Genomic DNA, 26,928 nt, shown 5'->3' with positions numbered 1-26,928 from the left:
GGGACTTTAAAATGAAGAAAGCAATTGAAGAATTAAATAGAAAAGGTATTTTAATAAAAAATAATATTTGCGAATATATAAAAAGTGATGAAACAAAAGTGGTAGATAATAAACTATACTACAAAACAGTTTCAGAAGGTTTAGTTTTGCTTATTAATAATAAAAAGAAACTTCATATGACGCTAGATTCATTTGGCACTATGCTTGATTTATCAAGAGGTGCCGTTTTTAAGCTTTCTTACATTAAAGAATTAATCTATAAACAAGCTTTAATGGGTGTAAACCAAATTTGGCTTTATATTGAAGATGTTTATGAGTTGGATGGATATCCAACTTTTGGGTATATGAGAGGTAGATATACTAAAGATGAATTAAAAGCGATTATTGAATATGCTGAAATATTTGAAATTGAAATAGTTCCTTCAATTCAAGTTTTAGGTCATCATGGACAGTTTCTACGCTGGCCAAATTCTTCACCATATAAAGATCAATCTCAAGTTTTAATTGTTGAAGAAGAAAAGACATATGCTTTAATCAAAAAAATGATTGAATGGGCAAAAAGCAACTTTAAAACAAATAAAATTCATGTTGGTATGGATGAAACATTTGGATTAGGATTTGGAGCTTTTTATAAAAAAAATGGTTATAAAGATCCAATGGAAATATTTACTAACCATTTAAATATTGTTAATGAAATGGCTTTAAAAGAAGGTTTTAAAGAAGTAATGATTTGGTCAGATATGTTCTTTAGATTTTTAAGTCCTATTGAATATTATTATGATTCAAATATTGTTTTAGATGATAAGTTAGTTTCAAGAATCCCAGAAAATGTTACATTAGTTTATTGGGATTATTACAATCATAATGATAAAATTGTTTCCTCAATGCTTAAAAATCATGTTGATACAAAAAGAAAAACAGTATTCGCATCTGGAACATGGGTTTGGACAAGATTTTCATACGATAAATACCAAACAGATAGAACAGCTAAAATGCATTTAAAAGAAACTTTGAAAACAAGTGTTAAAGACTTTATTCTTACACAGTGGATGGATGATGGAGCATATGCTGATCATAAGACTAGTTTGCTTGGAGTTTATGAAATATCGTGTGATCTTTATTTTGGAGGAATAGCAAATAAAAAAGTCTTTAAAGAAATTACTAATGATGATTATAATATAGCAATAAACAAAACAAAGATTAATGAAACAATAATGAGTCAAGTAGGTTTATTATGGGATGATCCTCTACTAGCAATCTATTTGAATAATTTTACGGGGAATAGTTACGAAGAAATTGAGCAACATATTGTTAAGCAAAATGAGATTTTAAAAAATTTGAGTTTAAAGAAAACGCCTTTCGAGTTTTTGATTATGAAAATTAATCTTTTAAAACTTGAAACAAGAAAAACATTATTAGAATCATATGAGAATAAAGAATTAAATGAAGGATTAATAAAAACATATCAAGAAATAATAAAACTAGTTAGAAAATTGAATGCTTATTATCAAGAAATGTGGTATGGCCGTTATAAAACGTTTGGATTAGAAGTAGTTCAATCAAGACTTGGAACACAAATAATTAGATTTGAAGAAATGATTTATATAGTTAAAAATTATCAAAAAGGAGATATCATAGATGTTTTAGAAGAAAAAGCTATTAAAGATCAGTATTTATCACTTAAGTATAATGATATTGCTTTTTCTGTTAAACCATTTTAGTGTATGAAAATGAAATATATTGATTTGAAAAATGAAGACCATTTCAAAATATATGGTTCAATTGCTTTAGAAGATGAAGGATATCGAAGACTATTAAAAGAAGATCGAGATAAAATAAGAGAGTTTAATAAAGATGTTGCTTACTTAGCTACAAACAGTTCTGGAATACAAGCTAGATTTAAAACAAATTCTGCAAAAATCAATATTAAAGTTGTAATTGATAGTGTTGCTAATATGAATCATATGTCAGCACTTGGTCAGTGTGGTCTAGATTTATATGTTTATAATCAAAGTTTTAACGAATATGTTTTTCATAATTCAACAGTTTATAATTCTAAACTAACTGAATATGAATATGATTTAGGAAGATTTGAAACAAATGAAGATAAAGAACTAATTCTTAATTTGCCACTCTATATGGGGGCAAAACAAATTGAAGTAGGTATTGAAGATGATGCATACTTAGTTCCTAACTACGTTAGAAACGAAGAAAGAATAGTTATTTATGGAACTAGTATTACACAAGGTGGATGTGTTTCAAGACCAGGAATGTTACATACTAATGTAATTTCAAGATGGATGGATTGTGAGATTTTTAATTATGGATTCTCAGGTTCTGCCTTTTGTGAGAAAGAACTTGCAGAAGCAATTGCTAGAGTTGAAAATCCAGATTTATTTATTATTGACGCACAAGCTAATGCTGGTGTTGATGATAGATTAGAAAAGAATTTAAAATTGTTTATTGAAACATATAAGGTGTATCATCCTAATGTTCCGATTATAATTGCTTCAAGAATTCACTTTGCAGTTGATTTATATAACAAAGAAAAAATCAAAAAAAGAAAGTATTATGAAAGATGGTTGAAAAAAGTTGTTAAAGACTATCAACAACAAGGGGAAAATATTTACTTTTTAGATGGTTCAAAAGTCTTTAAGAAACACTTTACAGAAATGACTGTTGACGGAATTCATCCAAATGATTTAGGTTCTATGGAAATGGCAAAATATTACTATAAAAAAATTAGAGAAGTCCTTGATACAAACAATAAAAATAAAGAACTTTAATTCACTTTACAAGAAATCTTAATAATTTAGGTGTATAATATATCTAAAGGAGAGGATTTTATGAATCAAGTACAATTAGATAGAATGAAAAATGGTCTAGGATTTATTGCTGCCTTAGATCAAAGTGGTGGAAGTACACCAAAGGCATTAAAACTTTATGGTATCAATGAATCAAGATACAGTAATGATGATGAGATGTTTAGATTAGTTCACGAGATGCGTACAAGAATCATTAAGAGTCCATCATTTACAAAAGAACACATTTTAGGTGCGATTTTATTTGAAAACACGATGGATCGTAAAATTGATGGTTTGTATACAGCGGATTATTTATGGAATATTGAAGGTATTGTTCCATTTCTAAAGATTGATAAAGGTTTAGAAGAAATCAATGAAAATGGTGTTCAACTAATGAAACCTATTGATGGTCTAGATTTATTATTAAAACGTGCAGTTGAAAGAAATATCTTTGGAACTAAAATGCGCTCAGTTATTAAGAAAGCAAACAAAGAAGGAATCAAAGAAGTTGTTGAACAACAATTTGAACTTGCAAAAGTAATTGCATCATATGGTTTAGTTCCAATTATTGAACCAGAAGTTGATATTAATATTAAAGATAAAAAAGAAGCAGAAGCAATTCTTTTAGAAGAATTAGAAAGAAATTTAAAACTTCTAGATAAAAGAACTTTAGTAATCTTTAAATTATCACTTCCAACAGTTGCTAATCTATATAAACCATTATTAAATGATCATAGACTAGTAAGAATTGTAGCTTTATCAGGTGGATATTCAAGAGAAAAAGCAAATGAAATATTATCTAAAAATAGTGGAGTAATCGCGTCATTCTCAAGAGCTTTATCTGAAGGGTTAAGTGATGCACAAACAGCAGAAGAATTCGATAAAACTTTGAAGGTTGCTGTTGATTCAATTTACAAAGCTTCAATTAAATAATATAACTATTAAAACAAGCATATTCAAAATAGGATGTGCTTGTTTTTTTTTATAGTATAATTAGAGTGTAGATTATTTGATGAATTAAACTATTAATAGATTTTATGCTAGATGGTTTAGAAAAATTAAAAAAATTGGAGAAAAGAAAATGAAAATAACAGAAAAAGAAAAGATGTTAAATGGAGAGTTGTATCTAGCTCAAGATAAAGAACTTGGAGAAATGAGTTTGAAATGTCGAAGTTTATTAGATAGATTTAATGAAACAAAGTTTGGTGAATATGAAAAAAGAAGTGAGATTATAAAAGAACTATTTGGTAAAATTGGAAAAAATGTTAATGTTAATAAACCTTTTTTCTGTGACTATGGTGCACATATTGAAGTTGGTGATAATTTCTATGCGAACTTTGATTGTCTTATATTAGATGTTAACAAAGTTATAATTGGGAACAATGTGTTTTTTGCTCCTAGGGTGAATATATATACTGCAGGACATCCAATTGATAAAGATGTTAGAAATACACAGTTAGAATTTGGCAAGAAAGTTGTAATTGGAGATGATGTTTGGGTAGGTGGAAATGTGGTTATAAATCCAGGAGTGACAATTGGAAGTAATGTTGTTATTGGATCTGGATCAGTTGTTACAAAAGATATTCCTTCAGGAGTTATAGCAGTGGGTAATCCTTGTAAAGTTATAAGAAAAATAACAGAGGAAGATAAGAAGTATTGGAATCTTAAAAAGGATGAGTATTATTTAACGAAGTAAGATATTAGAATGATAAAAAAATTATTCCATATTTATAAGTAAAATCAAAATATATAAAAAGCGATAAAATCACAATGATTCTATCGCTTTTATGAATTTAAGTATAAAAATCTTTATTATAATAATGATGCAGCTTCTTTATCTAAGAATATTTTGACATTTGGATGAGTTTGTAAAATAGAAGCAGGACAATCATCAGTTATTGGCCCCTTAATCATTTTATAAACTGCATCTGCTTTATTCTTTCCAAAAGCAATTAAAACAATTGTTTTAGCTTGAAGTATTGATTTAATACCCATAGTTATTGAATGAGTTGGAACTTCATCAAGTGAATTAAAAAAACGAGCATTGTCTAATCTTGTACTTTCTTTTAGTTCAACAATATGTGTTGTACTATCAAAACTAGTTCCAGGTTCATTAAATCCAATATGGCCATTAGAACCAATTCCTAAGATTTGAATATCAGGTTTATGGTTTTTAAGGATTAATTCATATTCGCTACAAGATTCTAAATGATTTTCACCATTTCCATTAGGAAGGAATGTATTTTCTTTTTTAATATTTATTTTTGAAAATAAGTTTTGGTTCATAAAACTATAGTATGATTGACTATGTTCTTTTGGAAGATTGATGTATTCATCAAGATTCACAGTTTTAACATTTGAATAATCAGTTTTATTATTTTTATAATCAAGTGCTAATTCGTTATAAACCCCAATTGGTGTTGATCCTGTTGCTAATCCTAAGATTGCATTCTTGTTTTTTTTAACTAAATCAATAATAAGAGAGCTAACTTCGTTATTAACAGCTTCTTTATTATCTTTTATATATAATTCCATTTTATTACCCCTTTGGTATCGTTATAATCTTGTTTAGACAAGTATAAATATATGATATCATTTTAATTTGAAAAAGCAAGCAATAATAAGGAAAAAATCAATAAACTACGATATTAGTTAAAGGATTATTGTATAATAAATAGTGAGGAGTTGAGATTAATGAGTAATAATAAGAAATCATTTTTGATTTTGGTTGCTGGTGGTTCGGCATCAGGAAAATCAACAGTTGTAAAAAATATCCTAAAAAAAGCTGGTGCACATGATGTACTCATTATCACACACGATGATTATTATAATAGAGAAGATGACCTTACAATGGAACAAAGAATTAAAATAAATTATGATCATCCAGATTCATTAGACAATAATTTATTAAATTTTCACTTGAGTGAATTATTAAAAGGAAATAGTATTGAAAAACCTATCTATGATTTTGTTAGTTATAATCGAAGTGATAAAACTGAATCTGTAAATCCTAAACCAATTATTATCGTTGAAGGAATTTTAGTCTTAACTGATAAAAGAATTAGAGAACTTGCTGATTTAAAGATATTTGTTGAATCAGATGATGATGTAAGATTTATAAGAAGACTTCAAAGAGATATAAATGAAAGACAAAGAACAGTTGAAAGTGTAATTGATCAATATTTAAATACAGTAAAACCAATGCACTATAAATATGTAAAACCAACTAAGCGATATGCAGATATCATTATTCCAAATGATACTAACCATAGCGTTGCTGTTGATGTTATTGCTGGAAAGATTAAAGATATTATAAGAGGTAATAATAATGAATGATTTATATGAAAAGTATTATAAAAATGGGATTATAATATCAACATGTTTGCTTTTCACACCATTAATTCTTCTTATAAGCGTTCTTTTCGGATCTTCGTTTGAACTTATCTTAATTGTAATAGCTATTTTTTTTGGTACTTTTGCATTAATATTAGTTCCAACAATAATATATAAAATCAGTAAATATATGCAATATAAAAAAGTAGTCCTAACAGATATTCAAGTCATAAGATTAGAAAAAGTAATTACAGGGTTAGCTAGAACATTTGCTTTTGAAGTTGAAATGAAAATTGATAATAAAGTAAGAAAAGTGAGTACAAAATATATATTTTCATCTTCAATATTGTCTTTTTTTTCACTAGAAGATTATTCAATGAAGAATGCTGAAGTAGGGTATTATCAAGATACTAATGAAGTTGTTATTATTAGACTTGTCTAATTTATTTGCAGTTTATGGATTGATTTAGTGTAAAACATGTTGAAAACGAAAAAATTAATCTGAAAATATTGTATAATAAATAGAAGGTTACGAAAGAGATGTGGTTAACATGAATCTTAAAAAACAGAAAGATTCTTTTATTGCTTTCATAATTCTATTTTTTGGTTTAAATATAATTAATACGTATTTTTTAACATCACAATACTTAAATAGATATATTTCACCACTACCTAGAACATTTATCGGAGAAGTTACAGCAATACTTGGTAATTTTTCTTTTTTACTATTAATAGTTTTAATAGTTTTTATAATCGCTAAAAAAGATAAGACTAAACTAATTTCATTGTTGGTAGTGACTTCGATTCTAAACTTTGCAGTATTTGCTTTTGGTTTTTTTAACTTATATTATGGAACAGCATTTGCAACAAATGCCCTTGATATATTTAAAAATCCTGCCGAAGGAATATCGAATGGAATGTTTAAAGAAATTATGGTTGAGCTTTTTGTGTATTACCGAATTATTGTTTTTTTACCTTTAATTGTTTTATTAGTATACTTTTTTAGATTTAATAAAGAATTAAAGAAAACTCATGAAAAGAAAATTTTTAATTTTAAGCCGAAACAATATTTGATTGGTGGATTAAGTTATATTTTAATATTCTTTGTTTCAACAATGTCATTTGTTGTTCAATTAAAAAATGATGATTTTTTGATTGGATCATTAATTAGTACAAAGGGAGTACAAAACTATGGTGTATATCCTTATTATGTTGCTGAATTTTTAGGTGTTGATTTTGTAACTAATAATCGTAAGACTCTTGAACTAGAAAGTGATACTGATTTAATTAATGCATATGGCGAATATAATAAAAATAAAGCTAATTATAAGAATTTTATTGATGATAAGGTATATTCAAATAGTTTATCATTAGAAAATAGTATTTTAAAGAATACTGAATTATTAAACTTAAATAATGAAGATTCGCTAACTGGTGTTTTAAAAGATAAAAATATTGTTTTAGTTCACTTAGAATCATTGAACTACTTTTTATGGGAAATACCAGAAATTAGAGAAAGATTTCATTTTTTAAATAAATTGTTTGAAGAAAGTTTTGTTTTTGAAAATTATTATACATCGGTAGGTATGGGAGTTAGTTCTGATGCTGAAGCTTCAGTTTTAACGGGATTATATATGAATGGATATTCAACATTTTATCGTGATTATGAAAAGAATAATTATCAAATTGATACATTACCAAAAAGGTTTAATGAGTTAGGTTATAATTCACACGTAATTCATGCTGATCATGCAAATTTTTATAATCGTGATAGAGTCTATCTTGGAACTGAAGATAAGGAAGCATTAATTGGATTTAATAATTATTATACGATTGATGATTTTGCTAAAAATAATTCGGGTAGAAGTTTTGATAATTCAAAAGATTTCTTGAAATATAGAATGGAAGAACAACCACTATATCGAGGTAAAAAAACTGTAAGTCCTTGGCCAAGTGAATATGAACTTGCAGATGTAACAATGGATACAATTGCTGCTGATAACCTCGCAAGTAAAAAAAGCATGGTATTCTCAATATTTATGACTCCACATACACCATTTATGTTTAATCCGTTTACAGAGCAAGCTTTTAATATAAATAATTATAATAAGATGCATGGTATAACAAAGCGTTATGTTGAATTTGCAAAATATTTAGATGAAGTTATTATGTCATATTTCTTTGATATTGAAACAAATGAATCTAAGATAGATAGTAATACAGTTTATGTATTTTATAGTGATCATGGTAGTAGTTTGAAGAATGGTGATTTAAGTATTTTATTTAATAGAGATGTTTCTCTTCTAGAAGAAAGAAGAATGCTTCAACAAACGATTGCTTTTATATATGCACCAAGTAATGTAGTTGATGAAGAAACTGGAATCAATAAAGGATTATTAGTTGGGAATCAAAAACTAGCGCGTGGACATGTTGATTTATATAGAACAATTGGAGATTTATTTGGTTTATTTACTGAAGATGATATATATTTCGGTGTTCATGGGTTAAGTAGTGAACCAACATATGTAATTGATAATCGAATTCAAGATTTAATTTTAGATGATGTTAGAAAGATTAATGATTTAGATTATAAACCATATTTGATTTCACTTAGAAACCTAAAGAAAAAATATCCGAAAACTACAGAAGTTGATTTAGAACAAATAAATAAAATTAAGTATTTTAAAAGATTAAGTGATTTATTAGTAAGTGATGATAAAATCTATCCACTTCTTAAAAACAATAGGGCTTTACAAAACAATTAATAAAGTTTATAATAATTACAACACGTTGAGAAAGAATAGTAACTAATGATTAGTTTTTAAAGAGAGTTTATGGTTGGTGAAAATAAACAAACAATATTAGTGAATCTACTTTTGAGTGATGCTAATCACATCCGGTTTGTTCCGTTAAAAACTGATGAGGTGCTAGAGTAATCTAGAACTAAGGTGGTACCGCGTAATTTACGTCCTTAGATATTAATTTATCTAAGGATTTTTTATTATAAAAAGGGAGGAATTAAAAATGTTAGATTTAAAATATGTTGTTGATAATATTGATACCGTTATTGAAAAATTAAATACTCGTAATGGAAATTTTGATTATTTAAGAGAGTTAGTAACACTTTCTGATGAAAGAAAGAATATCATTAATGAAGTAGAAGTTAAAAAAGCATTTAGAAATGAAGCAAGTAAACAAATAGGAATTTTAAAACGCGAAAAGAAAGATGCAACAAAAGTTCTTGAAGAAGTTGCTCATTTAGGCGATGAAATTAAAGAGTTAGATGAAAAAGCAGAATTAATTAGTCAAAAGATAAAAGATATTCTCCTTAATACTCCAAATATTCCAGATGAATCAATTCCAGTTGGAAAGAGTGAAGATGATAACTTAGAACTCCGCAAATATGGAAAAGTAAGAGAATTTGACTTTCCAATTAAAGATCATGTTGAGTTAGGAGAAAATCTTGATATTTTAGAGTTTGAAAGAGCTGCTAAAATAACAGGAGCAAGATTTGTTGTTTATAAAGGTCTAGGAGCAAGATTAGAAAGAGCTTTAATGCAATTTATGATGGACTTACACAGTTTAGAAAATGGGTATACTGAATTTATTCCGCCTTATATTGTTAATGAGGATAGTATGTATGGGACTGGACAATTTCCTAAGTTTAAAGAAGATGCTTTTAAATTAGAAGGAAGAAATTGGTATTTAAACCCAACTGCTGAAGTTCCAATGATTAATTTATATCGAGATGAAATAATTGATGGTACGTTATTACCATTTAAATATGTAGCTTATACAAGTGCTTTTAGATCTGAAGCAGGATCAGCTGGTAGAGATACTAGAGGGATTTTAAGACAACACCAATTTCAAAAAGTTGAGTTAATAAACTATACGAAACCAGAAGATTCAAAAAATGCATTAGAATCGATGATTAAGGAATCAGAATTAGTACTTCAAAAGTTAGGACTTCCATACCGAGTTGTATGTTTATCAACTGGGGACTTAGGTTTCTCAATGACAAAAACATATGATATTGAGGTTTGGATTCCTTCTCAAAATAAATATCGTGAAATAGGATCAATTTCAAATGCTAATGATTATCAAGCACGTCGTGCTAACATTAGATTTAAAAGAGATAAAAATAGTAAGACAGAGTATGTTCATACGCTAAATGGTTCAGGATTAGCAGTAGGAAGAACGGTTATTGCTGTAATGGAAAACTATCAAAATGCTGATGGAACAATCACAATTCCAGAAGTTTTAGTACCTTATATGAAGGTTAATAAAATAACAAAGTAAGACGTGTTACACAATTTCACACAATCATTTGATAATTTATACACATTTCTTTGTTAATATAAAGGTGCTTCATTTTTCTCTCAACCACATTCGGTTGTGGTATAATAAGTGTGCAAAACTCATGCGCACTTATTTTTTTATATTTTTTTAAAACTTATTTTTTATTAAAGTTTAGGAGGAACCATTTATGAAAATATATTTTGTTGAAGATGAGAAAGATTTATCTGAAATTATTAGAAAATATCTTTTACGAGAAGGCTTTGATATAACTGTTTTTTATGATGGAGAAACAGCTTTAAAACATATTAAAGATAAAGTAGATCTTTGGATTCTTGATATTATGCTTCCAGGAGATATTAGTGGTTATGATTTAATTAAGAAAATTAAAGAAGAAAATAGTGATGCTTCAATTATTTTTACATCAGCTAGAGATCAAGATTTAGACAAGATTATTGGTCTTGAAATGGGAAGTGATGATTACTTAACTAAACCGTACTCACCAAAAGAGTTAGTTTTACGTGTAAAAGCAATTTTAAGACGTGGAGTTCAAAATCAATCACCTGAGTTAATAAATTATGAAGGATATGAAATTAATATTACGAAGCGTGAGATTAATGACAATGGGGTTAATATTGAATTAACGAATAAGGAATTTGAATTATTACTTTTCTTTTTAAAGAATATTAATGTTGCTTTTGACAGAGAACAAATTTTATATAAAGTTTGGGGAGAAAACTATTATGGAAGTGATCGTGTGGTTGATGATTTACTAAGAAGATTACGTCAAAAACTTCCTAAATTAAAAATAGAAACAATTTATGGGTATGGATATAAGTTATTATGAAAAAGAAAAGAATTAGTCTTTCTACACAAATCAATGTTATTTTTACTTTAATTACATTAATAACGAGTGTTTTATTTATTATTATTTTTAGACAAACAATTAATAACTTTACAAATAATCAAGCAGAAAAGCATTTTAGACTATATCATGAAACGCTAAGCAAAGTTATTGATGGACCAAAAGAGAAATATCCACTAACAACTAATTATGCTTATGGGTATTATCGTGTTGATAATCAATATGAAATTGTTGAGATAATTGGTTTTGATTATCGCAATTTTGCAAGTGATGATTTAGCAAAAGAGATTATTAAAAAATATTTTCTAGATAATACAGAAGCTTTGCAGCAAAGTAACAATGATTTTGAAGATAGAAGATATAAAGATACAGATTATTATCTTAAATATGATTCTATTGATAATGATGAGTATTATGTTTTAATAACAATGTCAGATGGTTCATATGCTGATTCATTAAGAGAACCAATTAGTAATATTATTAGTATTGGATTTGTTTCAATTATTATTTTAGGTAATGCAATTATTCTTTTATGGTCAAGTGTAACAGTTGATCGAATTAAAAAGCTAGAAAAAGAAGTTAGTATTTTAGGTTCTAGCGACTATAAAAATAAAGTTAGTGTTGAAGGCAGTGATGAAATAGCTGAACTTGCTTATGCAATTGATATTATGCGAGATGAAATTTTAAAAAACGAAAGTGTTAAACAAGAAATGCTTCAAAATATTTCACATGATATAAAAACACCAATTGCAGTAATTCAATCATATGCTGAAGCAATTAAAGATGGAATCACTGATGTCAGTGATTTGGATATAATTTTAATTCAAGTCCAAATTCTTAATAAGAAAGTTAGACAACTCTTAGAATGGAATAAACTAGAGTATGTAAAAAGTAAAGAAGACTACTATGAAGTTAACATGAAGGAAGTTATTGAAACTGTTGTTAATAATCATAAATATCAAAACAATATTACATTTTCATTAGATTTAGATGAATCAACATTCAAAGGTTTGATTGATAACTACTATAGTGTTGTAAGTAATATTATTGAAAATGCACTAAGATACGCTAAAAAGGCTATTAAAGTAACTTTGAAAAACAAAAGACTCACCATATCAAATGATGGTGAGCCAATTAGTGAAGAATTTATTAATAGTGTTTTTAAACCATATGAAAAAGGTCATAAAGGTCAATTTGGATTAGGTATGACAATCGTTCAAAGAACAATAAATAATTTTGGTTTAAAATTAACAATTGAAAATAACAATGAAGGAGTATCCTTTATTATAGAGCCGCGCGAATAACGTTGGCTCTTTTTTCATATTCTTCTTTTTTAGTAGAATCAATATTATTCGTAAATTTGAAAATAACATCATTCTTTTGATATCTAGGAATTATATGCATATGATAATGCATAACTTCTTGACCAGCAGTCTCACCATTATTGTTTAAAAGGTTAATACCTTCCGGTTTTAAAGCTTTGTTGATTGCTTCAGAAATGTGTTTGGTAACAGCGATTAAATGTTTTAAAGTCTCTTCAGGAATTTCAAAAATATCTTTATAAACTTTCTTAGTAACAACAAGTGTATGACCTTTAGTTACTTGACTGATATCTAAAAAACTAATAACTAAATCATCTTCATAAATAATATAAGCTGGAATTTCACGGTTTATAATTTGTTCAAAAATAGTCATCTCTCTTACCTCCAACTATATTTTAACATATATTAAAAAATAAGTACTATTTTATTGAAGATAGAGGTTTAAAGTAGTATAATAGGTTAAGAATTATAGGAGGAATGAAAATGAAAATACCAGTAGGAATATCAGGAAGACATGCTCATTTAAGTCAAGAACATTTAGAAATATTATTTGGAAAAGGTCATGAGTTAACACCTATGAAAGAACTTAGCCAACCAGGACAATACGCAAGTGAAGAAAAAATTGATGTAGTTAGCCCAGCAGGAAAAGTAATTGAAGGGGTTAGAATTTTAGGACCAGTTAGAAAAAACACACAAATTGAATTATCATTTAGTGATGCTAGAAGAGCAAAATTTGATGCTCCAGTTAGATCATCAGGAGATATTAAAGGTAGTGGAGCAGCTAAACTTGTTGGTCCAAAAGGAACTGTTGAAATTAGTGAAGGCGTAATAGTAGCTGATCGTCATATCCACTTCTCATTAGAAGAAGCTAAGGAATTTGGTGTTAAAGATGGTGATGTTGTTAGTATTAAAGTTGGTGGAGTAAAACCTGGGATACTAGGTAATGTACTATGTCGTGTTAGTGATAAATTTAGATTAGATTGTCACCTAGATACTGATGATGGTAGTGCATTTTTATTAAATACTGGAGATACAGTAGAATTAGTTAAGTAGTTAAAGTAAGGTCTGATTAAAATCAGGCTTTTTATTTAGGAGGGTATTATGCTTGTTAGAAAAACTAGAAATGAAGATGTTGATCAAATAATTGAGATAATTGAGGAAATAAAAGAATATTTAAGAATAAATAATATTGATCAGTGGCAAGATAATTATCCAAATAAAGAAGTAATAAAAGATGATATTGCTAAGGGTATTTCATTTGTTGTTTCTGATAATGGTAGAGTTATTGGTACTAGTGTTTTGTCATTTCAAGAGGAAGAAACTTATAATAATATTCATGAAGGTAAGTGGCTAAATAATTCCTCCTACGGAGTCATTCATCGTATTGCGGTTATTAATAAGGGTATGCGAAAAGGTATTGGAAGATTCATTTATGAAGAGATAGAAAGAATGTGTATTAAGAATGAAGTTTTTAATATAAGAGTAGATACACATGAAGATAATCATAATATGAAAGCTTTTCTTTTAAGTCAAGGGTTTATTTATTGTGGGATAATTTATTTAAAAAGTGGTGCTAAAAGACAAGCATATCAAAAAATACTAGTTAGATAAGTAATCAAACTAAAGATTATGGAATACATGTGATAAAATATTAATAGAGGTTACTGAAGGGAGACTATAAAAATGTCTAAATATCATACAGCTGATAATCTATATGTTGATAATGTAACTTTGATGGTTAAAGATATTGATAAATCATTAAAGTTTTATACAGAATCACTTGGATTAACATTATTAAATAACAAATCAAATATTTACGAGTTAGGAACTAAAAAACGTGTATTAGTTATATTAATTCACAATGAAAATGCACTTCCTAAAGAAAGAACAACGGGATTATATCATTTTGCATTATTACTCCCAGACAGAAGATTTTTGGGACAACTGATTAATCATTTTATTGTTATTAATCAAAAAATTGTGGGTGGTTCTGATCATGATGTGAGTGAAGCATTATATCTATCTGATCCAGATGGAAATGGGATTGAAATTTATGCAGATAGACTAGATACTCTTTGGAAATATGAGAATGATGAAATAGTAATGTCAACAGAGGCAATGGATTATGAAGATTTAATTAAACATGCATATAATGCAAAATGGACTGAAATGCCTGAAGATACTGTTATGGGGCATGTTCATTTTCATGTAACTAGTTTAATTAATGCTGGAAATTTCTTTATTGATACATTGGGATTTAATCAAATGTTATATTACGGAACTAGTGCTTTATTTTTGAGTAATAAAGGTTATCATCACCATGTTGGATTAAATACTTGGAATGGTGTAACAGCGAAGAATCGTGCTGATAATATGGTTGGATTAGTTGGATATCATTTAAACGTTCCAAAGGATGAAGAAGAAGCTTTATTAGAGAGAATAAGTTTTAGCAAAAGAGAAATTTTAAATGATGAAAATGGAAGATATATTGTGGATGTTAATAAAGTGAAAATCTATTTTTAACATTCCGAAAGAGGAATAGAATGATTAAAAAAGAAAGAGAACAGGTTTTTAGAGATCCTATTCATGGTTATATTACAGTTAGTTATGAAATAATTACTGAAATTATCGATACACAGGTTTTTCAAAGACTTAGGAGAATTAGACAATTATCTGGTGTTTCAATGGTATATCATGGAGCAGAACACTCAAGATTTTCACATTCTTTAGGTGTTTATCATAATGCGAATAGATTTTTAGAAGTACCTGATTTACGAAATACATTAACTGAAAGAGAAAAACTTTTATTTTTAAGTGCTGCATTACTTCATGATGTAGGACATGGTCCTTATTCACATGCATTCGAAGATATTTTTGGTGTTGATCATGAAAAGATTGGAGCAAGAATAATTGTTGAAAATAAAGAGTTAAGAAATGTTTTAAATAAAGTTGATGCAGATTTTGCTTTAGATATTGCAAGTATAATTTTAAAACAAGGAAAATTTCCTTTACTTGAGCAATTAATATCTAGCCAACTAGATGTTGATAGATTAGATTATTTACTTCGTGATGCTTATTTTACAGGTACCGCATATGGAAATATTGATATTGACAGATTGATTAGAGTTATGAGAATTAAGAATGGACAAGTTGTTTTTAAAGTTAGTGGTATTCATGCAATTGAAAACTATTTAATAAGTAGATATCATATGTACTGGCAAGTTTATTATCATAACGTTTCAAGAGCATATGAAGTAATCTTAGAAAAAACTTATTTACGAATTAAAGATTTATTAGAAGAAGGATATAAGTTTAAAGCTGATGTTTCAGCACTCAAAGAAGTCATTAATAATCCTAATAACTTAGATTATTATGTTTTAATTGATGATTTTTACATTAATGGTTTACTAGCAAGTTTTTTGAATGCTAAAGATGAAATATTAAAAACTTTATCAAGTGACTTTTTAAATCGAAATATCTGGGGATATTTAGATGTTAACTCTAAAAATGAAGAAAAAATCAGTGAAATTAAAAATAACATGTCTGATACCGAAAGACGCTATTTTACAGAATCAAGAACAGTATACCAATCAACATATAAAGATGAAGCAACAAAACTAGGAGATAAAATTTATATCTTATTAGAAGATGGAAGTGTTAAAACTCTTTTTGAAGAATCTAAAATGATTGAAAGTTTATCTCAAAGTGGATCTAAATTAGATCTTAAGTTTTTTTATCGTAAGAAATGAAAAAACAGATATATGTAGTAGAAGGGAAAAATGATGTTACAAGATTGAAACAAGTTTTCCCCTTTATAAATGTTGTAAGTGTTGGTGGTTCAGCAATTGATGATAAGATTATTGATATGTTGATTGAAAAGAAAGATACATATGATATTATTCTATGTATGGATCCTGATTATCCAGGTGAAAAGATAAGAAAGACAATTAGTAGTAAACTCGGTATTGTAAGCCATGTTTTTTTAGAGAGAGAAATATCATATAGTAAAAATAAGAAGAAGATTGGTTTAGAGCATTTAAGTGATGATGATATAAAAGAAGTATTTAAAAATATCATTCAAGAAACCAAAAATAATGATAGTGATATTACAATGTCTTTTTTGTATGAAGTTGGTTTACTAGGTAAAAAAAATAGTAAATTATTAAGAGATGATATTAGTAAGAAACTTAATATTGGTCATGTTAATGGAAAAACACTATATAATCGATTAATAAATTTTAGTATAAGTAAAGAAGATATAGTAAAGCACCTTAGTTAGGTGCTTTATTATTTACTAATCAATTGTAAAAACATTGTAAGTCGCTTGAAAATCGTTGTAAAATTTTATATACTAAGCGTGTGGGCCGTGACCCCAAAAAACTAGGAGGAAAGAAAATGAAGAAAGTACTAACTGTAGTATCTGTTTTTTTGTTAGGATTATTTTTAGTATCATGTAGTGATAATAAGAAGAGTGAATGGAATATTTTGATGATAACTGATGTTGGGACAATAACTGACAAGTCATTTAATCAAGGCACATGGGAAGGTGTTGAAGCATTTACTAAAAAGCATGATAATGTTAAAAGTGAGTATTATCGTCCGACTGCCGGAACAAAAGCTGAATATCTTCAAGCAATTGATTTAGCTGTTGGAAATGGCGCTAATGTTATTGTAACACCGGGTTATTTATTTGAAACAGCAATTTTTGAGGCACAAAAAACTTATCCAGATGTTTACTTTATATTAATTGATGGTGAACCACATAATGATGATTATTCTGTGTATGAAACAAAGAAAAATACAGTTAATATTTTATTTCAAGAAGAGCAATCAGGCTTTTTAGCAGGATATGCAGCAGTTGCAGATGGATTTACTAAATTAGGATTTATGGGTGGGATGGAAGTTCCAGCTGTACAAAAGTTTGGTATTGGATATGTTGCTGGAGCATATTATGCTGCAAATGAACTTGAAAAAACGATAACTTTCCCTGCAAATAGATATGAATATCTTGGAGATTTTGATAATAAACCAGAACATACTACTAAGGCTGAATCATGGTATGCAAGTGATACTGATATAATTTTTGCCTCAGCAGGTGGAGCAGGAAATGCTGTTATGAAAGCAGCAGAAAATAGAAGTAAAAAAGTAATTGGTGTTGACGTTGATCAATCATCTCAATCAAATACTGTAATTTCATCAGCAATGAAGCAATTAGGAAATGCTGTTGATCAAGTATTAACAGAATTAATAGTTGATGATGCATGGAAAGGTGGAACTACAATTACTAAAGGTGCTGCTGAAGATGCTGTTGGATTACCACTTGGAACATCATTTAAATGGACTACATTTACAACTAGTCAATATAACACTATTTTTGATAGTTTAAAAAATAAAACGATAGTTGTTCCAAGCACAAAAGCACAACTTGCTACTTTCTTAAATGAAAAAGCAGGAAACCCAAGTGTTTCTGCCCTTGTTGATAAAACAGAAACGAAATAGAACTTTTTAATAAACACAAGGGAGATGTAAGTTGCATCTCCCTTATTTAATAAATGGAGGTGTTAGAATGTCTTATGCAATAGAAATGTTAAATATAACTAAAACATTTGGTACTTTAGTTGCAAATGATGATATTAGTTTTAGAGTTAAAAAAGGCGAAGTTCATGCAATTTTAGGTGAAAATGGTGCAGGTAAATCGACTTTAATGTCGATCCTTTTTGGATTATACAAAAGTGATTCAGGTGTTATAAAGATTAATAACGAAGAAGTTTCTATAACAAATCCAAACGTTGCTAATGATTATAGAATCGGGATGGTTCATCAGCATTTTAAACTAATTGATGTTTTTACTGTTTTAGAAAATATTATATTAGGACAAGAAGTTACTAAAAAGGGATTTTTAGAATATGAAAGTTCAAGAAAAAAAATTGAAGAATTATCCAATAAATATAAATTAAATGTATCACTTGATGCATATATTAAAGATATTAGTGTTGGAATGCAACAACGTGTTGAGATTTTAAAAATGCTCTATAGAGATGCTGATATTCTTATTTTTGATGAACCAACAGCAGTTTTAACACCACAAGAGATTGAGGGGTTATTTGATATTATTAGAGAATTTGCAAAAGAAGGCAAATCTATAATAATAATTACACATAAACTTAATGAGATTAAGGATATTGCAGACAATTGTACTATTTTGCGTAAAGGAAAATATATAGGAACCGTTGATGTTAAAAAAGCGTCGGTTGAAAAGTTAGCTGAAATGATGGTAGGTAGAGAAGTTAATTTTGAAGTTAAGAAAAGTGTTTCAAAACCAAAAGACGTAGTTTTAAAAGTTTCAAATCTTAATTTAACTAATAGAGATAAAACAAAAAATATTTTAACAGATATTAATTTTGAAGTTAGGTCAGGAGAAATTGTTTGTATTGCTGGTATTGAAGGAAATGGACAAACGGAATTAGTACAACTAATTTCAGGATTACTTGAAGTACATGATCAGGGTTCAAAAATTTATTTAAATGATACTGATATTACTAAATATAGTATAAGAAAAAGAAATGATGCCGGTATGTCCCATATACCAGAAGATAGACAAAAACATGGATTAATTCTAGACTATAGTATGGAACTTAATATGGTATCAAATAGTTTTTATAAAGATATATATCAAAATAAAGGTTTCTTAAATTTCGATAATATAACAAATTACGCAAAAAAATTACTTAATGATTTTGATATTAGGTCAAGTATGGGCGAGAAGACAATAGTTAGATCAATGTCAGGTGGAAATCAACAAAAAGTGATTATTGCGAGAGAAACAAGCAAAGAACATGACTTTTTAATTGCCTCACAACCAACGAGAGGATTAGATGTTGGTGCTATGGAATATGTGCATAGTAAATTGATTGAAGAGCGTGATAATGGAAAAGCTATTCTAGTTATTTCTTTAGAACTTGATGAAGTTATGAACATTGCTGATAGAATTTTAGTTATTTATGATGGAAAGATACAAGCGGAACTTAATCCTAAAAAAGTTAATAAAGAAGAAGTTGGACGCTATATGTTAGGAACAAAGAAGGAGGTAAAATCAAATGGAAAAAAATGATAAAAAAATAAATGATTTTATCTTGAAAACTAAAAAAGCTGTTTTAAATAAAAAGTTTTTATTTGTTTTAATGTCAATTGTTACAGGGATTCTTATTGGTTTTATTATTATGTTAATTATTAAACCTGCTAGTGCTTTTAGAGGTCTTTCATTGTTGTTGACATCAGGATTTAGGACTCCAAGAGCATTTGGAAATGTACTCTTTAGAGCTACACCGCTAATTGTTATTGGTTTAGCAGTAGGGTTTGGATTTAAAACAGGGCTTTTCAATATTGGTGCCTCAGGACAATTTATGGTTGGTGGAATTGCGGCATTATATGTTGCAAATATAATTAAAGCACCAATTGTACTGCATTTTATTATTGCATTTATAGCAGCAATAATCGCAGGAGGACTATGGGGAGTTATTCCAGGAATTCTAAAAGCTAAATTCAATGTAAATGAAGTTATAACAACAATTATGATGAATTACATTGCCGTATACCTGTGCGTTATGCTAGTGTATAATCCAAAGGTATATGATTCAGGTATAACAGCAATAAATACGATTTATCCAACAGCAAATGTTCCAAGATTAGGATTAAATGTTATTTTTCCAGGTTCATATATCGATATGGGAATATTGATTGCTATTGGACTTGCTGTAATATCATCAATTGTTTTAAGAAAGACAACAGTAGGTTATGAATTGGTTGCTGTTGGGAATTCAGTTGATGGAAGTAAATATGCGGGAATAAATGTTAAAAAGAATATAATTCTTGCAATGGCAATTTCAGGAGCAATTGCTGGAGCTGCAGCGGCACTTAATTATCTACCACAAAATCCGGATTATTTTAGACCATATGCAGATGTTAACCCGATTGGATTTGAGGGAATATCCGTTGCATTAATTGCACAAAGCAGTCCGATTGGAACAATATTTAGTGGAATATTTATTGCATTTATTAAACAAGGGGCATTAAATATGCAATTTGCAGGTTTTGATAAAGAAATAACAAATATTATTGTTGCAGTAATAATATACATGATAGCAATATCTAGTTTTATTGGAGCGTATTTGATGAAACGGATTGAAAAAAAGAAAAAAGAAAAAGTAATTAAAAAGGAGGAATTAAGTCATGAGTAATTTAGTTTCTTATATTGCTTTGGTTTTAGCAGTTGGTATTCCTTTAATAATTACGGCAATTGGTGGCCTTTTTGCTGAAAGAAGTGGTGTTACAAATATTGCATTAGAAGGTTTAATGATTATTGGAGCATTTGTTGGGATCTTATTTATGAATAATGTTTCTGCAAAATCAGTAGGAGGACCATTTGTTTTATTTTTAATAACATCTTTAATAGTTGCTTTAATTGGAGTGTTATTTAGTATGATACATGCAGTTGCTTCAATTAAAATGAATGCAGATCAAATAATTTCTGCAACGGCAATTAATACATTAACACCTGCGCTTGCTTTATTCCTAACAATGAGTTTATCATTAGGGGCGGCTGCTGGTTCTGACAAATTACCAGTGCATGGGGATATCTTTAAGATTAGTGAAGTTCCAGTACTATCCAAGATTCCCATTTTAGGTGACATATTCTTTAAAAACATTAATGCAAGTTTTTATATGGGGATAATTATTCTTGTTGTAAGTATCGTGTTTTTATATAAAACAAGATTTGGTTTAAGACTTAGAGCTTGTGGGGAAAATCCACATGCAGCAGATGCTGCAGGAATAAATATTCAAAGAGTAAGATTTATTGCAGTTGGAATTTCAGGGGCCTTAGCAGCTTTAGGAGGGTTTTATTTAGTTACTGCATATACAACAGAATTTAGTGCATCAGTTTCGGGGTATGGATTCTTAGCAGTTGCAGTTCTAATTTTTGGAAATTGGAAGCCTGTAAGGGTAGCAATTAGTGCAATATTCTTTGCAGCACTTTTAACATTAAGTCGAGGAATAGCATTCTTTCCAGCATTAGAGTCTTTGAATATTGATAAAAATATATTAAGTATGATTCCATATATTGCAACTTTAATTGTACTAGTAATAAGTTCTAAGAATAATAGAGCTCCAAAAGCAGTAGGTAAAGTATACGATAAAGGTGAAAGATAAGTTAATATAAAACAAAAACCCTATAATTTTCCAATTTTACTTGGAGAAACTTATAGGGTTTTATTTATAGAATAAGTATTTTTAAATACCGAACAACATTTTAGCAATCTTATTTGTAATAATATATTCTTGTGAATCTTTAACGAGTTTAGTATAACCACTAAATTCGTTTTTTTCTTGAATTATAAAAGAATCATCAATTTTTAGATTTTGTTCATCAAGGAATGATAATAATTCTTTGACATCTAAAACTCTTTTTAGAGTGAATTTATCATTGACATTAAATTCAAATAAAGATTTTTTGAATACAGTAGATAATGTACCATCGTGAGAAGGAATTGGATTTCCATGTCCACAGTATTTAGGTTTATCAAGAAATAGGTATAATCTCTCAATAAGTTCATCATTACCAGCATGTTCTAAAAACTCTGCTTGTTCATGAACTTCTTGCCATGAATAGTTTAAATAATCCATTAAAAATACTTCCCATACACGGTGTGCTCTTATAAGTCTAACCGCTTGCTTAACGCCTTTTTCAGTAAGTTTAACACCTTTATATGGAATGAATTCTAAGAATCCTTTAACAGATAATTTTTTTACCATTTCGTTAACACTTTGATCTGTGAAACCTAGACTTTCAGCTATATCAATATTTTTTATTATTTTACTATCATTATTAATTGATAGTTCGTAAATTGTTTTTATATAATCTTCTTCAGCACGATTCATAAATTACCACCTCGTTAATGGTATTATAACACAATTATGAACTAAATTCCTCAATTTTTTGATTGTGGAAATTAATCCCTTTTTGAGTAAGTTTAATGATATCATTTTGTTTTTCAAGATACAAATTTTCAATACCTAGTTTAATGTAATGATATGTTTTATTTTCTTTCCAGTTAAGTTCGAAGTTAATATTATTAAAAGTAACTTCCTTAACTTCACTTGAAATATCTGAATGTGTGTATATATGCATTAATAAGACAAGAAGAGTGAAATCTTCTCGTTGTTTCTTTTTAGAAATGATCTTTGAAATAACACCGTTCTTAGGATTAAAGAATAAAACAATAAGGAAAACAGCAAGTGTAACAACAGAAATCATTCCGCTAATACTTAAGTCAGTGTTATAAGCAATTAAATAACCAATAAAACTATTTAATATTCCTATTAACATTGAAAAAATTACTGTTTTGAAAAGATTTCGTGTAAAAAGAAGTGCTGTCATTGCTGGTCCTACCATTAATGAAATAACTAAGATTGAACCAACGGCATTGAAAGCAGCAACCGCTGTAATCGAAACAAGTGTCATTAATAAATAATGAATTAAAACAGGCATAAATCCTAAAACAGCAGCAAGTGCTGGATCAAAACTAATTATTTTTAATTCTTTATAAAGTAATAAGAAAAATAATAGATTTATTATAAAGACTGTTCCCATTATATATAGTGATTTAGGACCAATATTTATTCCGTTAATTAATAATGAATCTTGATCTGCAAGTTCTAGAGAACCAAGTAAGACTGCATCAACATCAATGTGAACATTTCTAAATCCTAAACTAATAATAATAACTGAAATACTGAAAAGAAGAGGGAATACAACACCAGTTGCTGCATCTTCAGATGTTCGTTTAGTTTTAACAAGCATTTCAATTAAATAGACGGTTGTAACACCGATGATTGTTGCTCCAATGATTAAAAGAGGAGAAGATAAGTCATTAACAATCATATACGCTAAAATGATACCGAGTAAGACAGTATGACTAATCGCATCAGTCATCATTGACATTTTTCTTAGAACGAGGAAAACTCCAACAATTGAGGATGCCATCGCAGTAAAAGCAGCGATTAAAAAAATTGACATTGACATTATTCTTCACCTCCTAAAAGTTTTTCAACATGAATAATTCCTTTTTCAGTTAGTTTTATTTCATCTTTATTAACTACTAGATAACCTTCATCAACTAAGAAACTGTTTGAATTTGAAAGTTTGATTTTTGATTTTGGTTCATTGTAAATATGGATTAAATCATGATATTTATGAATATCTTTTTTATATTTATAATCAATATATGTTTTTCTAATAATACCTCTTTTAGGAGCAAATAGTAATGAAATAATAACAAATACACTTAAAACAACAACGATAACTGGACCAGTAGGAAGATTAGTTTTTTGTGAACTAATTATTGAACCTAGAAGACCTGAAATCATTCCGAAAATTCCTGCCAATAGTGCATTGATAGATAATTTATTGCTCCATTGTCTTGACGCAACGCTTGGAGCAATTAAAAGCGCACTCATAAGAATTACACCAACTGTTCTAATTCCTATAACAACGACAATAACAGTCATGAAAGTTAATAAGCCACTAGTAATTCTAGATGAAAAACCTAAACTTTGATAAAACTCATTATTGAAAATGAATAGTTTAAATTCTTTCCAAAAAACTGCTACTAAAATTATAACAATGATTGCTATCACACCAATTATAACTACATCACTTCTAATCATTGTTGCTGCTTGCCCAAAAATAAAGTTTTTAAGACCTGCAGCTCTATTACCACGTTCTTGAGCTAGTTGTAATAAAACTTGACCTAGTCCAAAAAAAGAAGATAGAATTAGTGCTAAGCTAGCGTCATATTTTGTTTTAGAATACTTCTTAATTAATTCTAATAAGAACATTGCTAGAAATGCTGATATAGCAGCACCAATTAAAAGTGTTACCATGTTTCTGCTATTTGTGAATAAAAATGCTAATACAACACCAGGAAGGGTCGCATGACTTAATGCATCACCAACTAATGCTTGTTTTCTTTGAACATTTAAAACTCCTAAAACGGCACTAGAAAGACCAAGAAGAAGTGCACCTATTGAAACAATGATTAAAGTATAGTTTTCTGAAAACCAGTTAGTTAGAATCATTTAAATCATCTCCAGTTTGTTTTAAAGTACTAGAACGATATGTTTTGGCAATATTTTCTTTTGTGAAAGTAGTTTTTATTTCACCATAAGCAATAACTTTTAGGTTTAACAAAGCAACCCAATCAAAATATACTGGAACAGTTTCTAAATCATGATGAACTACAACAACAGTTTTACCTTGATTTTTAAGTGTTTTTAAAATTTCGATTATTGCTTTTTCAGTTTTAGCATCAACACCTTGAAATGGTTCATCCATTAAATAGATGTTCGCATCTTGAACAAGTGCACGTGCAAGAAAAACTCTTTGTTGTTGTCCCCCAGATAACTCTGATATTTGACGATCTTTAAATTTTAACATATCAACTTTTTCTAAAGCTTCAAGTGCTAAAACTTCGTCTTGTTTACTGGGTCTTTTAATCCAACCTATATGCCCATATCTTCCCATTAAAACAACATCAAAAACAGTTGTAGGAAAATCCCAGTCTACAGAGCCTCTTTGTGGTACATAAGCAATATTTTTTCTTTCTTCCTTATATGTTTTTCCGTTAAAATAAGCTGTTCCACTTACTGGCTTAATAAGATTTAAGATTGCTTTTATCATAGTAGATTTACCAGCACCATTTGGACCGACAATCGCCATTAAAACGCCAGAAGGGATGTTTAAGTCAACATCCCAAAGTACTGGCTTTAAATCATATGATACAGTTAAATCTTCAACTTTAATTGCATACATAAAATCATGTAATAATTAAATTGTATTAGGTTAGTTAGAATACAACTTAATTATTTACTCCCTTCTTTCTAATTTAATATAATATAAATGTACTGTGGATTTGTTACATATTTATACAGCATTGACTGTTTGAAGGTGACGCTTACCACGGTCTTTATTTTAATCAGCAATAGTTAGTTAGCGCTTTGACGCTTTTTACATGATTATGAGATAAAGACTTGCTGGACTTAACACAGTACCAAAAATTTAATTGGAGGTCTGTACTTATGATCTACATTGGAATAGATATCTCTAAGTACAATCACGACTGTTTCATCGCCACTGAAACAAGTGTGTCGTTTTCTTTTGAAAACAATTCATCAGGCTTTAAGGAGTTATTAGAACACTTTAAACCATTTAACAAAAGTGAAATGATAATAGGCCTTGAAGCTACAGGTCATTACGGAGATAACTTAAAATCATTTCTTTCTTCCCATGGATTTTCATTCATGGAAATTAACCCTCTCTTAGTCAAGAAGTTTAGCGACTCTAAATCACTAAGAAAGTTAAAAACAGATAAGAAAGACGCAAAATTAATCTCTGAGTATATGATGACTGTAGACTACAAAGCCTATCATCATCAATCTTATCATATAAGTGCCTTAAAATCACTAACACGTGAACGTTCAAAACTTATTTCATTTAGGACTGCTCAATACAACATGATAACCAAAACACTTGATATTATTTTCCCTGAGTTTAATCCTTTTATGAAGGAACAAGGCTATTCAGATACTTCTTTATATATCTTAAGCTATTTTAAGTCTCCAGATAAAATAGCCAAGATGACTGATCTTCACTATGATAAAATTAGAAAAAAATCAATGGGTAAGTTTTCTTATCCTAAGTTTATGAAACTTAAGGAATTAGCAAAAGAAACAATTGGTACTAGCCAAGACTATCATTTAGATAGACTTAGTACTTCGATATCTTACGTTGAGAAACTTAATACAGATATCAAAGTGATTGAATCTAGGATTACCGAATTAATGAAGAAATATCCTACATACTTTGGAAGTATTAAAGGTATTGGAACACTTACCGAAGCAATTATTCTAGCTGAATACGGTAATATTTCTCTTTATGATAGTCCTTCTCAGATGGTGTCATATGCTGGATTAGATTCAACAATTAAACAATCTGGAACCATGTCTACTACCGGTAAACTAGTTAAACGTGGCAGCAAATATTTACGATCCGCCTTAATCAATATAACTTTGATATTGATGGTTAACAACCCCTTATTTTATGCTTATTATCATAAGAAGAAACAAGAAGGTAAACACCATAGGGTAGCGCAAGTAAATCTAGCAAAGAAACTTATTCGAGTTATACATCACTTAGAAACAACTAAAACATATTTTGATTCGAGTCTTCTAAAATAACTCTTTACTTAAACTG

26 protein-coding genes and 1 other annotated feature are annotated in these 26,928 nt (G+C 28.4%); of the genes, 20 read left to right on the top strand and 6 right to left on the bottom strand.

Annotation, left to right across the window (positions count from 1 at the left end; translation table 11 throughout):
• Nucleotides 1–11 precede the first annotated feature (11 nt).
• The 4 genes from EXC62_RS00665 to EXC62_RS09075 all read left to right on the top strand — a co-directional run bounded on the left by EXC62_RS00665 (nucleotide 12) and on the right by EXC62_RS09075 (nucleotide 4,500).
• Complete coding sequence (locus EXC62_RS00665; protein ID WP_026390332.1) at nucleotides 12–1,721, top strand: family 20 glycosylhydrolase; 1,710 nt, start codon at nucleotides 12–14, stop codon at nucleotides 1,719–1,721.
• Nucleotides 1,722–1,730: 9 nt separating this feature from the next.
• Nucleotides 1,731–2,786 (top strand): SGNH/GDSL hydrolase family protein, encoded by a 1,056-nt coding sequence (locus EXC62_RS00660; RefSeq protein WP_026390333.1) that lies wholly within the window; start codon nucleotides 1,731–1,733, stop codon nucleotides 2,784–2,786.
• A gap of 60 nt (nucleotides 2,787–2,846) precedes the next feature.
• A complete protein-coding gene (locus EXC62_RS00655) occupies nucleotides 2,847–3,737 on the top strand; it encodes a fructose bisphosphate aldolase (RefSeq protein ID WP_026390334.1) in 891 nt (296 codons plus the stop codon).
• A gap of 154 nt (nucleotides 3,738–3,891) precedes the next feature.
• Nucleotides 3,892–4,500 carry a sugar O-acetyltransferase gene (locus EXC62_RS09075; RefSeq protein WP_026390335.1) on the top strand — a complete coding sequence of 203 codons (609 nt, stop codon included), beginning with the start codon at nucleotides 3,892–3,894 and terminating at the stop codon, nucleotides 4,498–4,500.
• A 116-nt stretch (nucleotides 4,501–4,616) separates the two neighbouring features.
• Here EXC62_RS09075 and nagB read toward each other — a convergent pair whose 3' ends face one another.
• Nucleotides 4,617–5,339, bottom strand: a complete 723-nt coding sequence (nagB, locus tag EXC62_RS00645) for a glucosamine-6-phosphate deaminase (RefSeq protein ID WP_026390336.1) — start codon at nucleotides 5,337–5,339, stop codon at nucleotides 4,617–4,619.
• Between the two features lie 159 nt (nucleotides 5,340–5,498).
• Here nagB and udk point away from each other — a divergent pair, with 159 nt between their 5' ends.
• From udk to EXC62_RS00615, 6 genes are all read left to right on the top strand, one after another.
• The gene (gene udk, locus EXC62_RS00640) at nucleotides 5,499–6,140 is read left to right on the top strand and encodes a uridine kinase (protein ID WP_162140157.1); all 642 of its coding nucleotides are present in this window, start codon (nucleotides 5,499–5,501) and stop codon (nucleotides 6,138–6,140) included.
• Nucleotides 6,133–6,579 (top strand): hypothetical protein, encoded by a 447-nt coding sequence (locus EXC62_RS00635; protein WP_026390338.1) that lies wholly within the window; start codon nucleotides 6,133–6,135, stop codon nucleotides 6,577–6,579. The genes udk and EXC62_RS00635 overlap by 8 nt, the downstream gene beginning before the upstream one ends.
• Before the next feature lie 109 nt (nucleotides 6,580–6,688).
• Nucleotides 6,689–8,902 carry an LTA synthase family protein gene (locus EXC62_RS00630; RefSeq protein ID WP_026390339.1) on the top strand — a complete coding sequence of 738 codons (2,214 nt, stop codon included), beginning with the start codon at nucleotides 6,689–6,691 and terminating at the stop codon, nucleotides 8,900–8,902.
• Nucleotides 8,903–8,918: 16 nt separating this feature from the next.
• Nucleotides 8,919–9,113 (top strand) — a binding site (T-box leader).
• A gap of 48 nt (nucleotides 9,114–9,161) precedes the next feature.
• A complete protein-coding gene (gene serS / locus EXC62_RS00625) occupies nucleotides 9,162–10,436 on the top strand; it encodes a serine--tRNA ligase (protein WP_026390340.1) in 1,275 nt (424 codons plus the stop codon).
• 187 nt (nucleotides 10,437–10,623) lie between these two features.
• Nucleotides 10,624–11,280 carry a response regulator transcription factor gene (locus EXC62_RS00620; protein ID WP_162140158.1) on the top strand — a complete coding sequence of 219 codons (657 nt, stop codon included), beginning with the start codon at nucleotides 10,624–10,626 and terminating at the stop codon, nucleotides 11,278–11,280.
• A complete protein-coding gene (locus tag EXC62_RS00615; RefSeq protein ID WP_026390341.1) occupies nucleotides 11,277–12,602 on the top strand; it encodes a sensor histidine kinase in 1,326 nt (441 codons plus the stop codon). Before EXC62_RS00620 ends, EXC62_RS00615 begins: the two co-directional genes overlap by 4 nt.
• Here EXC62_RS00615 and EXC62_RS00610 read toward each other — a convergent pair.
• Entirely contained in the window at nucleotides 12,583–12,993 is a 411-nt protein-coding gene (locus tag EXC62_RS00610) for an HIT family protein (RefSeq protein WP_035375657.1), read from the bottom strand. The two genes, EXC62_RS00615 and EXC62_RS00610, sit on opposite strands and share 20 nt — an antisense overlap.
• Nucleotides 12,994–13,097: 104 nt before the next feature.
• On the opposite strand from EXC62_RS00610, the gene pduL reads away from it, so the two are divergent.
• From pduL to EXC62_RS00565, 9 genes are all read left to right on the top strand, one after another.
• Nucleotides 13,098–13,673, top strand: a complete 576-nt coding sequence (pduL, locus tag EXC62_RS00605; RefSeq protein ID WP_026390343.1) for a phosphate propanoyltransferase — start codon at nucleotides 13,098–13,100, stop codon at nucleotides 13,671–13,673.
• A 48-nt stretch (nucleotides 13,674–13,721) separates the two neighbouring features.
• Nucleotides 13,722–14,231 carry a GNAT family N-acetyltransferase gene (locus EXC62_RS00600; RefSeq protein WP_026390344.1) on the top strand — a complete coding sequence of 170 codons (510 nt, stop codon included), beginning with the start codon at nucleotides 13,722–13,724 and terminating at the stop codon, nucleotides 14,229–14,231.
• Between the two features lie 72 nt (nucleotides 14,232–14,303).
• Nucleotides 14,304–15,143: a VOC family protein gene (locus EXC62_RS00595; protein WP_026390345.1), complete on the top strand. Its 840-nt coding sequence runs from the start codon at nucleotides 14,304–14,306 to the stop codon at nucleotides 15,141–15,143.
• Nucleotides 15,144–15,163: 20 nt separating this feature from the next.
• Nucleotides 15,164–16,369: an HD domain-containing protein gene (locus EXC62_RS00590; protein ID WP_162140159.1), complete on the top strand. Its 1,206-nt coding sequence runs from the start codon at nucleotides 15,164–15,166 to the stop codon at nucleotides 16,367–16,369.
• Nucleotides 16,366–16,899 (top strand): ribonuclease M5, encoded by a 534-nt coding sequence (gene rnmV, locus EXC62_RS00585; protein WP_026390347.1) that lies wholly within the window; start codon nucleotides 16,366–16,368, stop codon nucleotides 16,897–16,899. Before EXC62_RS00590 ends, rnmV begins: the two co-directional genes overlap by 4 nt.
• A 116-nt stretch (nucleotides 16,900–17,015) precedes the next feature.
• On the top strand, nucleotides 17,016–18,119 hold the full coding sequence (locus tag EXC62_RS00580; RefSeq protein WP_052589810.1) for a BMP family lipoprotein: 1,104 nt from the start codon (nucleotides 17,016–17,018) through the stop codon (nucleotides 18,117–18,119).
• A gap of 67 nt (nucleotides 18,120–18,186) precedes the next feature.
• Nucleotides 18,187–19,731 carry an ABC transporter ATP-binding protein gene (locus EXC62_RS00575; protein ID WP_162140160.1) on the top strand — a complete coding sequence of 515 codons (1,545 nt, stop codon included), beginning with the start codon at nucleotides 18,187–18,189 and terminating at the stop codon, nucleotides 19,729–19,731.
• Nucleotides 19,718–20,857, top strand: coding sequence for an ABC transporter permease (locus EXC62_RS00570; RefSeq protein WP_052589811.1), 1,140 nt, complete (start codon nucleotides 19,718–19,720; stop codon nucleotides 20,855–20,857). The genes EXC62_RS00575 and EXC62_RS00570 overlap by 14 nt, the downstream gene beginning before the upstream one ends.
• Complete coding sequence (locus tag EXC62_RS00565) at nucleotides 20,850–21,827, top strand: ABC transporter permease (RefSeq protein WP_052589812.1); 978 nt, start codon at nucleotides 20,850–20,852, stop codon at nucleotides 21,825–21,827. Before EXC62_RS00570 ends, EXC62_RS00565 begins: the two co-directional genes overlap by 8 nt.
• Before the next feature lie 81 nt (nucleotides 21,828–21,908).
• On the opposite strand, the gene EXC62_RS00560 is transcribed toward EXC62_RS00565, so the two are convergent.
• The 4 genes from EXC62_RS00560 to EXC62_RS00545 are packed head-to-tail and all read right to left on the bottom strand — an operon-like array spanning nucleotide 21,909 to nucleotide 25,488.
• Nucleotides 21,909–22,556 carry a metal-dependent transcriptional regulator gene (locus EXC62_RS00560; RefSeq protein ID WP_026390351.1) on the bottom strand — a complete coding sequence of 216 codons (648 nt, stop codon included), beginning with the start codon at nucleotides 22,554–22,556 and terminating at the stop codon, nucleotides 21,909–21,911.
• 34 nt (nucleotides 22,557–22,590) lie between these two features.
• Nucleotides 22,591–23,700 carry a metal ABC transporter permease gene (locus tag EXC62_RS00555; RefSeq protein WP_026390352.1) on the bottom strand — a complete coding sequence of 370 codons (1,110 nt, stop codon included), beginning with the start codon at nucleotides 23,698–23,700 and terminating at the stop codon, nucleotides 22,591–22,593.
• The gene (locus tag EXC62_RS00550; protein WP_026390353.1) at nucleotides 23,700–24,755 is read right to left on the bottom strand and encodes a metal ABC transporter permease; all 1,056 of its coding nucleotides are present in this window, start codon (nucleotides 24,753–24,755) and stop codon (nucleotides 23,700–23,702) included. The genes EXC62_RS00555 and EXC62_RS00550 overlap by 1 nt, the downstream gene beginning before the upstream one ends.
• Nucleotides 24,742–25,488: a metal ABC transporter ATP-binding protein gene (locus EXC62_RS00545; protein WP_035375658.1), complete on the bottom strand. Its 747-nt coding sequence runs from the start codon at nucleotides 25,486–25,488 to the stop codon at nucleotides 24,742–24,744. Before EXC62_RS00545 ends, EXC62_RS00550 begins: the two co-directional genes overlap by 14 nt.
• Nucleotides 25,489–25,754: 266 nt before the next feature.
• On the opposite strand from EXC62_RS00545, the gene EXC62_RS00540 reads away from it, so the two are divergent.
• Nucleotides 25,755–26,912, top strand: coding sequence for an IS110 family RNA-guided transposase (locus tag EXC62_RS00540; protein ID WP_129747391.1), 1,158 nt, complete (start codon nucleotides 25,755–25,757; stop codon nucleotides 26,910–26,912).
• The last annotated feature ends 16 nt before the right edge of the window (nucleotides 26,913–26,928 follow it).

This window comes from Haploplasma axanthum, from assembly GCF_900660745.1.
Taxonomy (GTDB): Bacteria; Bacillota_I; Bacilli_A; order Acholeplasmatales; family Acholeplasmataceae; genus Haploplasma; species Haploplasma axanthum.
Note: the sequence above shows the minus strand (reverse complement) of the source record. Positions and strands in the feature narration are given on the sequence as shown.